We start from the raw sequence: 14,323 nt of genomic DNA, 5'->3' as shown, positions 1-14,323 counted from the left end.
TTGGTATAATATTTTGATATTTCGACACGGGGATACCCTCGACCAAACACAGGGGTAGCGTGCGCGCCAAATAAAGGGCGCGTTCCTCAGGTAGACGATCTGATATGAGGAGGGTTTTTAGACCTGATTGGCCCGAGCGCGCTCGGCGAGAGCGCGAATACTTTCCACGTAGACCAAACGCCGGGACCCAATTTTCGCGGTTTCCATGTCGTTTGTCTTGATCAATCCAAAAACCGAGGTCCGGCCAATCCCCAACATCTTCCCGGCCACTTCGACCGGAACGAGGATTGGGGCGGTGGTGTCGTTATTTGAAATGGAGTTCATTTGAGTTCCCCTTAATTCACCCATGTTCGGGCGGTGAGGGGAAGGTGCGCGTCGGCTCGCAAAAACGAAATGCGACATGGGGCAGGTTTTCGTGTCGCACCCTAACGTATTGGTCAGGAAGGATTTTTCATCTGCCGCTGTCCGCGTTTCTTGCCGTGGGGGCGCTCATGCTGGGGGGACGGCCCCCAGACCCGCATGACCTCGGCCCCCTCTTCGAGGGCAAGGGAAATTACCTCCGGTTGTTCATCGTATGGAATTGCCACAAGGATACCTTGCGCGTAAGCCTGATACGCCTCGGTCTCCACCCACCGTTGAACGGTGCGCCGCTCAACCCCGTATTTTTTGGAAATGGTGGCGGTTGAAGTCGGGTCCGCGATTCTTCCCTCCTTGGCCAACAGGTGATATGCGACCGCGACCCCATACGACTCCCGGAGGGGCCGTGATGCCCGGGCCTTTCCGGCCGACACCAGATGTTCAATCCAAAGGGGAACTTCCCCATCGAGGACCGCCACCATCTGTTGGGCCATGCCCTGGGCAATTTCGGGAGGAAGGTGCGCGATCGGCGCCAGCCCAAATAGTCCTTGCCGCCAATTATGGGGGTGGCCGTAAAGCCAGAGGGCGTTCGCCAGGACCTTTCCTAGCCGCCCTGCAATGGCTGGCGTCATTTTTCCCTGTTTGGCCAAATCGTTGTACGCTTGCCCCGCCTCCTTGTATTCGGCGCGCAAAGCTCCCATGAGGGTGAGAACGTCATCGGGGGCCGCGTCATCCGTCATGGCGCCCACCCATCACGAACCCAGCCCACTCACCCATCAGGGCCCGCCTTTTTTCAAACAGATCCCCTCGCTGATAAGCGGCCACCACCTTGGACCCGACGGTGTGCGCCAGCGCGGCCTCGCAGACCTCATGCGAAAAAGGGGTGCATTCCGCTGCCCAGGTCCGAAACGTCGAGCGGAATCCGTGCGGCGTCACCTCGTCCCCCAGCCCCATCCGACGGAGGACCATGGCCATCGCCATGTTGGAAAGGGGCCGGCCCTCGCGGGCCCCGGGGAAAACGACGCTGCCCCGTCGGACCGTGGCCAGCTTCCGCAGCAGGTCCAGGGCCGGCCCCGACAAGGGAACCCGATGGGGGGCCCCGGCCTTCATCCGTGTCCCTGGGATTTCCCAGGTTCTGTTTTCCAGGTCAATCTCATCCCATGTGGCTCCCAGTACCTCACCCGGTCGCCCCGCTGTCAGGATCGCCAGTTCCAGGGCCCGGGCTCCGAGCCCGTCCGCCACCTGCAAACGGGGCCACCAGCCCGGCAGGTCCCGGTATGGCATGGAGGCGTGCCCCTCGACCGCTCGAACCTTGACCTTCGCCGGTAAGGTGAGGGCCAGGTGTCCTTTCCAGCGGGCTGGGTTCTCCCCGTCGCACCACCCCCGGGCCTTGGCGTAATCAAGAACCGCCTCGACCCGGCCCCGGACCCGCGACGCGGTCTCAGGCTTCGTCGTCCAGATGGGATTGAGGATCGCCAGCACGTCGTCCGTCGTCACCTGATCGATGGGCTTCTGGCCGGCCACCGGGAAGGCGTAGGCTTCCAAGGTGGCCACCCATTGGGCGGCATGTTTCGCGTTACGCCATCCCGCCCGCTTCGCCTCGATAAAAAGCCCTGCCGCCTCACGAAAGGTAGGGGTGATGGGTGGGGAGATGATGGGTTCGTGCCTCTGGGCAAGGGGATCGAGCCCCCTACCCATCAAGGCCCGTGCCTCGGACGCCTTGGCGCGGGCCTCGGCAAGGGGCACGGTCGAAGCCGAGCCCAGGCCCATGTCCCGGCGCCGCCCACCGGCTTGATACCGGAAGACCCAACTCTTCCCGCCCCGGGCCGTTACCTGGAGATAAAGCCCGGCCCCGTCGCAGTGATAGCCGGGCGCGGTGATGGTCTGGACCTGGCGGGCGGTCAGCCCCTTGACCGGCTTTGGCATTTTCATGCCCTCCGCTTCGGATGATGGGTGATGGGTAAGCCGGAAGCAGGCCCCCGGTACCCACCACGTCACCCATCATCGCGCACTGGTTCGGGGCGGTCAACGGCGCACAAGCACGAACGCCCCAAGGAGGCAATTCCTTGGGGCGTCAGTATTTTTCTGTCTGCTACGGATTAACGCGATCCACGGCGGACACTGCATTGGCGGAGAGGGTGGGATTCGAACCCACGGTGACATCGCTGCCACAACGGTTTTCGAGACCGCCCCGATCGACCACTCCGGCACCTCTCCACAAGGCTTGCGTCGGGGTCGGGAGAATTAGTCGATCCCCGGCCCCTTGGCAACCGGAAAATCGACGACGGCGTTTTTTTTGGAGAGCGCCCCCGATCAAGGTTTTCGTAAAGAGGGGAAACCTTGATCGGGGGCGGGGGCGGGCCTACCGTGCGCCTCCTGCCTCCCGCCCCTTCGTGCCTGCCCCGGAAGACCCCATGACCGATCCAAGCCCCCCCGCCCCGATCTGGGCCGTCACCACCGGCGAGGCCGGCAATCGCAGCCAGGCCGAGGGGCTGGCCGCCGCCCTGGGGGAGCCCTGGCGCGCCCTGGCGGGATATCCGCCCCGGCCGTGGTCGTGGCTGCCCTCGCCCTGGGCGGCCCGGGCCGGGCTTGAGCGGCTGCTCGGGCCGGGGTCGGATTCCTTTTCGCCTCCCTGGCCCGCCGTCATCGTGGCGTGTGGCCGGCGCGCCGCCACCTTGGCCCTGGCCACCCGGGCCCGTTGCCGGCGCGCGGGCGCTCCGGCTCCCTTCCTGGTTCAGATCCTGGACCCCCAGGTGGGCGTGCGTCACTTCGACATGGTGGTGGCCCCGGCCCACGATCGCCTCACGGGCCCCAACGTCGTGACCACCCAAGGCGCCTTGCACCGCCTGACCCGGGCCCGCCTCGCCGCCGGGGCCGAGGCCTGGGCGCCCCGGCTCGCCGGCCTGCCCCGGCCGCTGGTCGCGGTCCTCGTGGGCGGGGCCAGCCATGCCTGTCCCTTCTCCCCCGGGCACGCCCGGGCCCTGGCCGAGACCCTGGCCGCGTTCGCGCGCGCCCACGGCGTGGGCCTGGTGGTGACTCCGTCCCGGCGCACCGGGCCCGACAACGCCGCCCTGATCGCCCGCGCGCTTTCCCCCCTGGGCGCCCTTGTCTGGGACGGAACCGGCCCCAACCCCTACGACGGCATGCTGGCGCTCGCCGATGCCATCCTGGTCACCGAGGAAAGCGTGTCCATGGTGTCGGAGGCCTGCTTCCCGGGCAAGCCCGTGTACACCTTGCCCATGCCCGGGGGCTCGGCGCGGCACGCCCGCTTTCTCGCCGACCTGCGGGGGCAAGGGTTCATCCGCCCCTTTGGCGGTGCCCTGGAGCCCTGGAGCCCTCCCGCCCCCCTGGACGAGGCCGCCCGCGTCGCCGCCCTGGTCCGCCAGCGCCTGGGGTGGCCTCCCCGGTCGCGCGGGGCGGAGCGCTGAAGGCGGCTTTCCCCACCGGCGGGCCGCCGTTCCCCGCCAGCGTTTCGGCTCAGGGCGGCAAGGAGCCCTGCACCACGCACGCGCCCCCCCGGCGCCGGGCTTCCGACAGCGCTTCCTCGGCGCGGGTCATCAGGTCGCGGGTCGCCGCCATCGCATCCAGCAGCGAAACCCCCTGCCCTTCCAGGCCCGCCACCCCGGCCGACACCGTGAACGTCAGCGCGCCTTCCAGCATCATGACCCGGGAGGCATGGATTTCCGCCAGGATGGTGTCCACCACCTTCATGGCCTGCGTCACCGTCGCGCCGGGCAGGATCATCGCCACCGCCGAGCCACAACAGCGCCCGGCCACGTCGGTGCCCCGCAGCCGCCGGCGCACCGACAGGGCGACCAGGCGCATGACCACGCCCCCGGCCCGGGGGCCATGGGTCAGCAGCAACGCCCGCAGCCGGTCGATATCCAGCAGCACCACCGCGAGCGGCACCCCCGAGCGCTGGGCCCGCGCCACCTCGCGGTGCAGCTGCTCGTGCATGGCCTCGGCGGTCAGCAGGCCGGTTTCCGTTTCGTGCCGATGCGCTTCCCGTGCCCGGCGCCCCCGGCGGCCCTGCTCGCGCAGCGCGGTGACCAGCACGTCGGGACGCACCGGACGGGACAAGACCAGATCCACCCCCGCGATCAGGGCGGCGCGCTTCACCGCTGTCTGCCGGGGCTCGGCCAGGGCCACGATGGGCACGCCGCCCCACGCCGGCGCGCCGCGCACCACCGCCGTGACCTCGGCGCCGTCGTAGGGGCGCAGGCCCAGGTTGACCAGCAGGACATCCGGCTCGAAGGCCTCCAGGCGGTCCAGAACCGCCTCTGGCTGGACCAGAAGCTCGGTTTCCAGGCCGGCATCGACGAGCACCCCGCTCACCAGCCCGCCCATCAGCGGGTCGTCCTCGATCATCAGCACGCGCAAGGGCTCCTGCCCCCCTTCGCCGATGATCTGAACCAGACGGTCAACCGCCTCCTCGGCCGAGGCCTGGGGGAGATACACGTCGGCGCCCAGCCGGTGGGCCCGCACCCGCCCCAGGAACGTGTCCGCGCCCCCCACCACCAGCAACGGAATCCCGGCCTGGCCCACGCCCTTGAGCCAGGCGCGCGCATCGGGGTCTCCCGCCGCCTCCAGGCTCACGATCACGCCGGCCAGCGGAGGCAGGGGATCGGCGGCCCCGTCCTCCAGCGCCATCTCGCCCCCGTCCAGGGCCAGCAGCCCGACGTCGCGCAAGGCGCGTTCAATGTCGGGGTCAACGCCCACTGTCAGCACCACGGGCGCCCCCAGGTCGATCCCCACGCACGCGAGGCGGGGACGCCCCGGACACAGTGCCGAATCGTTCACGGCCAGAGCCGAGGCGGTCTCCGCCACCACCCCCGCCAGCAGGGCCACCTGCTCCAAGACGACTCCGGACGGAAGCCCTCCCCCCTCTTCGTCGAGCGCGCGTATCAGGCGTTCCAGGGCCACCGCCGCCAGGCTCAGGTCCGCGTAGCCCAGGCTGCCGGCCGATCCCGCCAGCCGGTGGACCATGCGCTGCAAGCGCAAGCAGACATCGCGCGGTTGCCAGCCCTGGGCCGCGAGTTGCGCCGCCAGTTCGGCGACCTCGCTGCCTTGCGCCGGCGCCGTGGCCACGAACCCCGCCACGGTTTCGCGCAGCCGCAGCCACGCCGCCGGATCCAGCCGTTCATTCATGAGCGACTCCGCCACAGCGCCCGCACCACGTCGGCCAGGGTCAAGGGATCGAAGGGCTTGGTCAGCACCCCCACGCAATGCGGTTCGGCGCGCAGGGCCTCGCGCTCGACGCCGCCGGCCGCCGTCAGGAAAATCACCGCCTCGGGGGGTGGGGTCCGGGCGGCCAGAATCCGCCACACGTCCCGCCCGTCCACCTCGTCGAGCACCAGATCCATGACAACCAGATCGGGGTTGCACTCGGCCGCGCGCGCGCGGGCCTCGGCCTCGTCGCCCGCCACAGAGACCCGCAAGCCTCCCAGTTCACCCAGGGCAATCTCGGCCACCGCGCGCAAGGCGGGGTCATCGTCAACAATCAGAACATGCTCGGGATCGCCTCGCGCGCCCATTCGCCTTATCTCCCTGTTCATGCCGGCGTGCCGGCCCGCGCCCCTTCCTTCCCGCCTTGTTTCTGAAAGATGTGCACCTCCGCGCGCCCGTCGGCAAGCCCAAGCCCGCGCAAGGCATGCGAGGACACGCCCGCGCCCGCGATCCTCACCGGTAAAAGCCCTCGCCCGCCGCCGTGGCTTGCCCTAAAGTCCCCATTCTTCCTCCGCCCTTCCAGGCCTGTTTCGCGCGCATGACCCTTCTTTTCATTACCGCAACCCGCATCGGCGACGCTGTCTTGTCCACCGGACTGCTCGACCACTGGCTTGGCACCCATCCCGGATGCTCCGTCACCATCGCCTGTGGTCCCCTCGCCGCCGACCTGTTCGAGGCCGTTCCCGGGCGCGAGCGCACCGTGGTCCTGACCAAGGGCCCCTACGCCCGCCACTGGCGCGGCCTGTGGCGGACCTGCGTGGGCCGGCGCTGGGATGCCATCATCGACCTGCGCGCGTCGGCGGTCACGTGGCTGATGCGCGCGCGCGAACGCCACTGGCTGGGCCCCGATGCCACCGGGGCCCACCAGGTCGTGCGCCTGGGGCGCCTGCTGGGCCTCGATCCCCCGCCCGCGCCGCGCCTGTGGCTGGGGCCGGCCCACCGGGAAGCCGGCCTGCGCCTGGTGCCGCCGGGGCCGCCGGTGCTGGCCGTGGCCCCCATCGCCAACTGGCACGCCAAGACCTGGCCGGCCGAACGCTTCGCGGCCGTGGTGCGCCACCTGACCGGCCCCACCGGCCCCCTGCCCGGCGGACGCGTGGCCGTTCTGGGCGCCGGGTCCGAGCGCGAAGCCGCCGCCCCGGTTTTGAATGCCCTGCCCGCGTCGCGCTGCCTCGACCTGATGGGCCAGGGGCGGCTTCCGGAAATTCAGGCGGCCCTGGAGCGCTGCGCCTTCTTCGTTGGCAACGACTCGGGGCTGATGCACATGGCCGCCGCCGCCGGCCTTCCCACCCTGGGCCTGTTCGGCCCCACGCCCGAAACCGTGTATGGCCCCTGGGGGCCCAAGGCGGCGGTGGTCCGCACCCCCGAACCGGCGCATGTGCTGTTCCCTCCCGGCACCGACGCCGCCCGGATTCCCGCGGCCATGAACACCCTCGACGTCGGATCGGTGATTACCGCCGCCGAAGCCCTGTGGGAGCGCCTGGCTCCCTGACCCCCGCGCCCCGGATCCGCGCGGGAGCCTTCAACACGAGCAGGTGCTTTGTTGGAATGAGTGTGACATACACACACACGACACCCGGCCCGGCACCCGCCTGATCGGTTTCTTTGTCCTTCGCCTGCCCGCCCCGTTTTCCCCCGCCTCGCCTACCCCGCAAGGAGCACCGTCATGAGCGATCATTGCCAGGGGGGCACGTGCGCCCCTCACGCCTCCTCCTCCTGCGATTCCGCCTCCTGCCGGCCGGCCTCGACCGTGGAACTGGCCGGGATGCGGCAGGTCTGGCTGTGGCCCCTGAGCCTTCCCGCCGGCACCTGGATCCGGGAACGAGGCCGCGCCGGGACCCCGGACGACTGGGAGGAAATCACGCCCCCGCCCGGCGCCGACAAGGGCACCCGGGTGTTGCGCCGCATCGACGTGGCGCGCCTGGAGGCCGACCTGTTCCAGGGGGAAACCTCCCTGATCGTGCGCGCCGTCATCACCCAGTGCCAGCTCACCGTGACGCCCGACGGCGAGGCCCTGTTCGTGGTCGAAGCCGATTTCGGGTCGCGCAGCGAAACCCGCTCGCTGGATCGCCCCGACCTGTCGGTGGAAGACCCGGCCGGCACCCACCGCCGCCGCCCCATGACGCTCGCCGATGCCCGCCTGATCACCGACCACCTGCGCCGGATGAGCCCCGACGAGGCCCCCGGCACCGCCTTGCTGACGTGGCTGGACGACGGCGGCCGTCCCCTGTTCGGGCCCGACCTCGCCGATCTTGCCGACCTGACCGACGACGAGGAAACCCTTCCCCCCACCGACGGCCGGCCCCTGCTGGCCCCGTTGCTGGGCGCCTTGCTGCCGATGGGCTTGGTCGAAGCCGGCGAGCCCATGCCCACGCTTTCGCTCATCACCCTGGCCGGTTCCCTCGACGAGGTCTGCTGCCAGGACTGGGACGCCCTGGCCGCCGCCGGCAGTGGCGCCGGCCTTGCCGAGCCCCCCTTGCCCCCCGACTTTGAACGCCCCCTTGACGACCGGCCGCGCTGGCCCGGACTGGAAACACCCGTGCGCCTGCGCATGGCCGGCAGTCATGCCGTGGTCGTGGGCAGCGGCAACGGATTCGAGGAAATCCAGGTCGAACGCCTGCGCGATCGCCTGGTCCCCCACGCCATGGCCGCCCTGCGCGAACGCGGCGCCTTGCGCGCCCTGGCCCAGAACCTGCAAGACGCCCTGGCCTTGCTGGACACGCCCAGGGGGACCGCCGCCTTCCCCGCCACCCTCCTTGACCTCCAGCGCCAGGCGCTGCTGGCGCGCCGCGCCGCCCAGGCCCTGCCCCCCGCCACGCCCCGCGACGTGTGCGAGGACCGCGCCCGCTGGCGCCAGGCCCTGGGCCTTGACCTGCAGTCGGCCTCGCTGGCCGCGACCCTTGACCGGGCCCGGGCCTACGCCGATGCCAGCCGCCAGGCCGCCCACCTGGAAGCTGGCGGCACCTTGACCGTGCTGCTGGGCGCAGCCATGGTTGTCCTGGGCCTCTTGCTCTTCCTGGGCATGAACGTGTTGTTCACCGATGGCCTGCTCGATCCCCTGGTGCGCCGGGTTCACGCCTTCTTTGTCACCCGGCCCGGCGTCTCGCACATTGGGCTGGTTCACCTTTACGTGCACACCTCGGTTGCCCTGATGGTCACCTCCGTGGGCGCCTGGCTGGGCACCAAGGCCACCGCCCGCCTGCTGCCCGAGGCGCCGCAGCTGGTCGGGCGCATGAACCGCTTCCTGGACGGCGTGGCCCACGCCGCCGCGTGGACCTTGTGCGTGCTGTTCTTGATGGTCTTCCTGCTGACCCGCTGACCAGTTCCGTGCCCTTACCCCGGCCCGGAAGGCCTGTCCTTCCCGGGCCGGGGCGCTCGCCCCTGGTCTTCCCGTTCCCTTGCGTTTGGAGAGTCGCGTGAGCGTCCCCTGCCCCGCCGCGCCGTGGGTCCTGGTTTCCACCCGGGCCCATCTCGCGGCCGCCGCCATTGCCTGCCGCGAGGCCGGCTGTCCCCTTGTCGCGGCCACTCCGCCCGGTGCCGTTGCCTGGCTGGGGCCCGGCTGGCTGCCGGCGCTGGTCGAGGCGGTCTCTCCTCCGGCCCAGTTGTACCCGCTGGCCGACTGCGCTTCCGCCGCCGGGTTTGCCCTCACCTCGCTGACCCTGGGCATTGGCGTGGTGGTGCCCGAGGTCCCCACCGCCGGCCAGCGTCGCCTGGCCGCGATTGCCGCGCCCCTGGGCCTTCCGGTGCTCGACACCCGCCAGAGCGCGCACGATCTGGCGGGTCTCGACGATCCGCTGGCCGCCTGTCGCGCCCTGCTGTTGCCTCTGGCTTCGGCCTGACGCATGGTGACGGGAGCCGGCCTTGGGCCGGCCCCGTTTCCCTTGCCTGATGGAAAGCCCCCGGCCTTGAACGATTCCCCGGCCTGCCGCCTGTATCTGATCACCCCTCCCCGCCTGGAAGATCCCCAGGCCTTCGCGCCCCTCCTCGCCCAGGCTCTTGATGCCGGCGACGTGGCTTGCGTGCAGCTGCGCTTGAAGGACACCAGCGACGCCCTGATCGCGCGCGCGGTGGACACGCTGCGCCCGATCTGCCACGCCCGCGAGGTGGCCCTGATCTTGAACGACCGCCCCGACCTGGCCCGCGACACCGGATGCGACGGGGTCCACGTCGGCCAGGACGATACCCCCTACGAAAAGGCCCGCCGCCTCGTGGGCGAAAACGCCATCGTTGGCGTGAGCTGCCAGGACAGCCGCCACCTTGCCATGATCGCCGGCGAGGCCGGGGCCGACTACGTGGCCTTTGGCGCCTTCTTCCCCACCACGACCAAGGCCGATGCCTCCACCGGGGCCGACCTTGACCTGTTGCGCTGGTGGAGCGACGTCATGGTGGTGCCCTGCGTGGCGATCGGGGGCATCACGCCCGAGAACGCCCGCCCCCTGGTCGAGGCGGGCGCCGACTTCCTGGCCGTGTGCGCCAGCGTCTGGCAGCACGCCGAAGGGCCGGCGGCGGCCGTCAAGGCGTTCAACACCGTTTTCGCCGAGGCGGGCTGAACCAGCCCGGCCTGACCGGCCGGCGACGCGCCAGGGCAACCGTCACCCGGTTGTCCTGGCGCCCCTCGCGCTCAGGCCACCTCGGACTGAACGCGGACCTCGGCCGCCTCGCGCAGGGCGTTCACGAAGTTGTCGCGCCACGCGGCCACGTCCTCGGTCATCACCGAGTGCATCAAGGGCTCGAACCGCCGTTTGCGCTCGGCCAGATCCATGGTCAGGGCGCGGTCCAGGGCGTCGGCCATTTCCTCGCGGCTGAAGGGGTTGACGATCAGGGCTTCCTTCATCTGCAAGGCCGCGCCGGCAAAGCGCGACAGCACGAGAACCCCCGGATCCTCGGGGTCCTGGGCCGCGATGTACTCCTTGGCCACCAGGTTCATCCCGTCGCGCAAGGGGGTGATGAACCCCACCTGGGCGGCGCGGAACATGCCCGCCAGCTCGTCGCGACGGTACGCCCGGTTCACGTAGCGCAGCGGCACCCAATCCACATCGGCATAGCCGCCGTTGATGCGCCCGGCCAGGGCATCGAGCTTGGCGCGCAGGTTCTGATAGGGCCCGACATCGCCCCGGCTCGGGGTGGCGATTTGCAGCATGAAAACGTCGCGCCGGTGACGCACCCGGGTGGCCAGCAGATGCTCGTAGGCCACGAAGCGTTCTTCCAGACCCTTGGAATAATCCAGGCGGTCCACGCCGATGATCATCCGTCGCCCGTTCAAGCTGCGCTCGACCCGCTCGCGGGCGCGGATGCTGTCCGGGGTTTGCAGCATGTCCACGAAGTTGGACGCATCGATGCCAATGGGAAACACGGCGGCGCGGATGGTGCGTCCGAAGCACGACAGCCGGCCATCGGGCAGCACCGTGCCGCCCGCCTCGCGCAGCACGTAGGCCACGAAGGCGTCCAGCCATTCCTCGGTGTGGAAGCCCACGAGATCGTAGGAAAACAGGGCCTCGACCAGGGCGCGGTCGCGAGGCAGGGTGACCAGAAGCTGACGGGCCGGCCAGGGAATATGCAAGAAAAAGCCAAGAGGCCCTTTTACCCCACGCTGACGTAGTTCACGCCCCAACGGAATCAAATGGTAATCGTGCACCCAAACGAAATCGTCGGGGTCGATCAGAGGGCGCACGGTATCGGCGAAGCGGGCATTGACCCGCTGGTATCCCAGATTGAACGAACGATCGTAGGCGGTCAGATCATTTCTGTAATGAAATAAGGGCCACAAGGTCTTGTTGGCGTACCCGTTGTAGTATTCCTGCACATCGGCTTCTTCCAGATCGGTCAGGGCAACCGTGACCCCGTTGCTTTGGTGCATGGAAATCTGGCCGGTGAACTGGGGCACGGATTTGCCGCTCCAGCCGAACCACACCCCGCGATACTCGCGCAAGGCCGCCGCCAGGGCCATGGCCAGCCCCCCGGCCTGGGCCTTGTCGCGAGCCTTGGGCACGGTGACCCGATTGGAAATAACGATCAGACGATTCATCGTACCGCGCTCCACGGCTGACTCAGGGAAACGGCGGCGTTGATCAGGCCGACCAGCGAATAGGTTTGGGGGTAATTGCCCCACAAGGTGCCCGATGCCAGGGCGATATCCTCCGACAGGAGCCCGGCCCGGGTGCGCGCGCCCAAAAGCCGCTCGAACAGGACACGGGCCTTTTCGCGCTGACCACTGCGGGCCAGGGCCTCGATATACCAGAAGGTGCAAATCGTGAACGCCGTGTCGGGAACCCCGAAATCATCGGCGTGGGCGTAGCGCAACATGTGCTCGCCCCGGCCCAGGCGCTGGCCCACCGCTTCCAGCGTGGCCAGGAAGCGGGGGTCCTGGGGGTCGATGAAGCGCACATCGATCATTTGCAGCAAGCTGGCGTCGAGCTGATCGCCGCCAAAGGCCGACACATACGACCCCATGGCCGCATTCCAGGCCTGTTCGCGCACCCGGTCGGCGATGGTATCGGCGCGCTCGCGCCAGAACGCGGCGCGGGTCGGCAGGCCCAGATGGGTGGCGACATTCGCCAGGCGATCGCACGCCGCCCAGCACATGACCGACGAATAGGTGTGAACCTCGGCACGGGTGCGCAGTTCCCACAAGCCCGCGTCGGGCTGATCGTGCAAGGCAAACGCCCATTCGCCGGAGCGTTCCAGGGTCTGGAAGTCGGCCGAGGTGGGGGGACGCAGCAAGCGCTGATCGAAAAAGGCCTGGGCGGTGGACAGCACCACCTGGCCATACACGTCGTGCTGTTTTTGACGGTACGCGTCGTTGCCCACCCGCACCGGGCCCATGGCCCGATAGCCGGGCAGCGAGGCCACTTGCCGTTCGTCGAGAGTGCTTTCCAGATCCAGGCCATAGACCGGCTGCAAGGTGCCGTCGGGCGAGGCGTCTTCCAGGTTGCGCAGGAAGGCCAGGTAGCCTTCCAGCACGTCAACCGCGCCCAGACGGTTCAGGGCCTGCACGACGTAATAGGCATCGCGCAGCCAGCAGTAGCGGTAATCCCAGGTGCGCCCGGTGTTGGGGGCCTCGGGGATCGAGGTGGTGAGCGCCGCGAGCAAGGCGCCGGTTTCCTCGAACCAGCACAGCTTCAGGCCGATGGCGGCGCGGATGACCGCGTCTTGCCATTCCAGGGGCAAGGCGAGGCCGCGCACCCACAAGCGCCAGTCGTTCACGGTCTGGGCGTGCATGCCCTCGACCGCCGCGCCCAGGTCGTCGGCGAAGCTCTCGTCCGGCCCCAGGAAGAAGGCCAGCGGATGCTCGATGCGAAACGGACGCTCCTCCAGCAGGTAGGTGACCGGCGCGTTGGTGGTCAGGCGCATGGTCTGGCCTTCGGCCACGTAGCGAATGTGATTGGACCCCGAGGTGACGCCCACGTTGGCCGCCCCCCAGCGGGTGGTCGGGCGCAGCCGCACCCGCAAGCGGGGCGAGCCCGAGAGTGGCCGCACCAGGCGGGCGAAGGCCACCGGCCGATAGGTGCGCCCGCGTCGGGCGAAGCGAGGACAGAAATCCAGGATCTCAATCGTGGCCCCGGCGTCGTCGCGCAAGACGGTGCGCAAGACGGCGGTGTTGCGCAGGTACCCCTGATCGACGGCGCGCCCGCCCTCGATCGCGATGTCCCACACCCCGCGCGCGCTCGGGTCGCCGGGATCGATGCCCCCCAGCAAGGCGCTGAAAAAAGGGTCGCCGTCGGGCCGGGGCAGGCACGCCCAGACATAGCGGCCCTGGGCATCGATCAAGGCGTTGACGGAACAGTTCCCGATCGGCGACAGGTCCAGGGTTCCCCAGGCAGCCGTGTTCATGGACGACTCCTTTCAGCGCCGGCGGCAAGCCACGCACGCGCGCCGGCCACGTCGGGCAAGAGGAAACAAGCCGCCGTCGGCCGGGGGGCTCCAACGAGGATGCCAAAACCTCCCAGCTCGGCGGCGGCGGCGAGGGCGGGTTCGTCGGTCAGGTCGTCGCCCAGGAACACGGGGCGGGTTCCGGCGAAGGGGGACGCGGCCATGAAAGCGCGCAACGCCTCCCCCTTGTCGGTGCCGGCGGGACGGACCTCGATCACCGAATGACCGGGTTGCAAGACCAGGGCGCCCCGGGCGGCGGCCAGGGCACCGGCCGCCAGGGCTTCGGCGCGCGGGCGCAAGCCGGGATCGTGGCGAAAGTGCAAGGCGATCGCCAGCCCCTTGTCCTCAACCAGCAAGGCGCCGGCCTCGGCGCTCAGACGGGCGCGCAGGTGATCAAGGGCGGCCCTGGCATCGGGCCCCACGACGGGGGACGCCTGTCCCTGGGCCAGCCCCTGACGCTCGGCGCCATGCAGGCCGCCGGCGTGGCGGGCGACGGGTCCCAGGAAACGGTTGAGATCGGCCAGGGGGCGCCCGCTGAGGAACGCCAGGCGTTCCTCCAGTTTTTCGTTCAGCACCGCGAGCAGGGCCAGCAGGGCCGGTTCAACCTCCACCGCGTCGGGGCGGGGCGCGAACTCGACCAGGGTGCCATCGAAATCAAGAAACAGGGAATGCCCCCCGAAAACCAGGGGGGGCGGGGCGGATAGGGGGGGCTTGGGGGTCCCCCTGAAGGGCGAAGACGTTTGTGTGCCGGTCATGCCTCTGTCCGGACCCGGGAGCAAAAGGCCCCCCCGAGTCCCGTTCATGGTGTCGGGGTGAAAACTCCGGTCAGGGGGTCCCAGGGGACCCCGGCGCATTCAGATACGATGGGGCGGGA

13 protein-coding genes and 1 tRNA gene are annotated in these 14,323 nt (G+C 69.5%); 5 read left to right on the top strand and 9 right to left on the bottom strand.

Features of this window, described 5'->3' with window-relative positions; translation table 11 throughout:
- Positions 1-117: 117 nt before the first annotated feature.
- The 4 genes from ROR02_RS02055 to ROR02_RS02040 all read right to left on the bottom strand — a co-directional run bounded on the left by ROR02_RS02055 (position 118) and on the right by ROR02_RS02040 (position 2,574).
- Positions 118-324 carry a MerR family transcriptional regulator gene (locus ROR02_RS02055; RefSeq protein WP_147162343.1) on the bottom strand — a complete coding sequence of 69 codons (207 nt, stop codon included), beginning with the start codon at positions 322-324 and terminating at the stop codon, positions 118-120.
- 113 nt (positions 325-437) lie between these two features.
- Positions 438-1,097, bottom strand: a complete 660-nt coding sequence (locus tag ROR02_RS02050) for a hypothetical protein (protein WP_147162342.1) — start codon at positions 1,095-1,097, stop codon at positions 438-440.
- Positions 1,087-2,289: a tyrosine-type recombinase/integrase gene (locus ROR02_RS02045; RefSeq protein ID WP_246135354.1), complete on the bottom strand. Its 1,203-nt coding sequence runs from the start codon at positions 2,287-2,289 to the stop codon at positions 1,087-1,089. The genes ROR02_RS02050 and ROR02_RS02045 overlap by 11 nt, the downstream gene beginning before the upstream one ends.
- 195 nt (positions 2,290-2,484) lie before the next feature.
- Positions 2,485-2,574, bottom strand: a tRNA-Ser gene (locus ROR02_RS02040).
- 197 nt (positions 2,575-2,771) lie between these two features.
- On the opposite strand from ROR02_RS02040, the gene ROR02_RS02035 reads away from it, so the two are divergent.
- A complete protein-coding gene (locus tag ROR02_RS02035; protein WP_147162341.1) occupies positions 2,772-3,785 on the top strand; it encodes a mitochondrial fission ELM1 family protein in 1,014 nt (337 codons plus the stop codon).
- A 49-nt stretch (positions 3,786-3,834) separates the two neighbouring features.
- Here the strand turns inward: ROR02_RS02035 and ROR02_RS02030 are convergent, their stop codons facing one another.
- Both ROR02_RS02030 and ROR02_RS02025 read right to left on the bottom strand, forming a co-directional pair.
- Entirely contained in the window at positions 3,835-5,505 is a 1,671-nt protein-coding gene (locus tag ROR02_RS02030; protein ID WP_147162340.1) for a diguanylate cyclase, read from the bottom strand.
- Positions 5,502-5,891 (bottom strand): response regulator, encoded by a 390-nt coding sequence (locus ROR02_RS02025; RefSeq protein WP_147162339.1) that lies wholly within the window; start codon positions 5,889-5,891, stop codon positions 5,502-5,504. Before ROR02_RS02025 ends, ROR02_RS02030 begins: the two co-directional genes overlap by 4 nt.
- 230 nt (positions 5,892-6,121) lie before the next feature.
- Between ROR02_RS02025 and ROR02_RS02020 the strand changes: the two genes are divergently transcribed.
- The 4 genes from ROR02_RS02020 (at position 6,122) to thiE (ending at position 10,130) form a co-directional block, all read left to right on the top strand.
- Positions 6,122-7,072: a glycosyltransferase family 9 protein gene (locus ROR02_RS02020; protein WP_147162338.1), complete on the top strand. Its 951-nt coding sequence runs from the start codon at positions 6,122-6,124 to the stop codon at positions 7,070-7,072.
- 174 nt (positions 7,073-7,246) lie between these two features.
- Positions 7,247-8,899, top strand: a complete 1,653-nt coding sequence (locus ROR02_RS02015) for a hypothetical protein (protein ID WP_147162337.1) — start codon at positions 7,247-7,249, stop codon at positions 8,897-8,899.
- A gap of 97 nt (positions 8,900-8,996) precedes the next feature.
- Positions 8,997-9,419, top strand: a complete 423-nt coding sequence (locus ROR02_RS02010; protein ID WP_246135353.1) for a hypothetical protein — start codon at positions 8,997-8,999, stop codon at positions 9,417-9,419.
- 66 nt (positions 9,420-9,485) lie between these two features.
- Entirely contained in the window at positions 9,486-10,130 is a 645-nt protein-coding gene (gene thiE, locus ROR02_RS02005; RefSeq protein ID WP_246135352.1) for a thiamine phosphate synthase, read from the top strand.
- Positions 10,131-10,201: 71 nt separating this feature from the next.
- Here thiE and ROR02_RS02000 read toward each other — a convergent pair whose 3' ends face one another.
- From ROR02_RS02000 to otsB, 3 genes are read right to left on the bottom strand one after another with little or no spacing between them, the layout of a single operon-like run.
- The gene (locus ROR02_RS02000; RefSeq protein WP_147162334.1) at positions 10,202-11,605 is read right to left on the bottom strand and encodes an alpha,alpha-trehalose-phosphate synthase (UDP-forming); all 1,404 of its coding nucleotides are present in this window, start codon (positions 11,603-11,605) and stop codon (positions 10,202-10,204) included.
- The gene (locus tag ROR02_RS01995; RefSeq protein WP_147162333.1) at positions 11,602-13,410 is read right to left on the bottom strand and encodes a glycoside hydrolase family 15 protein; all 1,809 of its coding nucleotides are present in this window, start codon (positions 13,408-13,410) and stop codon (positions 11,602-11,604) included. Before ROR02_RS01995 ends, ROR02_RS02000 begins: the two co-directional genes overlap by 4 nt.
- A complete protein-coding gene (otsB, locus tag ROR02_RS01990) occupies positions 13,407-14,204 on the bottom strand; it encodes a trehalose-phosphatase (RefSeq protein WP_147162332.1) in 798 nt (265 codons plus the stop codon). The genes ROR02_RS01995 and otsB overlap by 4 nt, the downstream gene beginning before the upstream one ends.
- Positions 14,205-14,323: the final 119 nt, after the last annotated feature.

Origin of the sequence: Pararhodospirillum oryzae, assembly GCF_007992075.1 — a bacterium.
GTDB lineage: Bacteria > Pseudomonadota > Alphaproteobacteria > Rhodospirillales > Rhodospirillaceae > Pararhodospirillum > Pararhodospirillum oryzae.
This window is presented reverse-complemented; position numbering and strand designations above follow the sequence as displayed.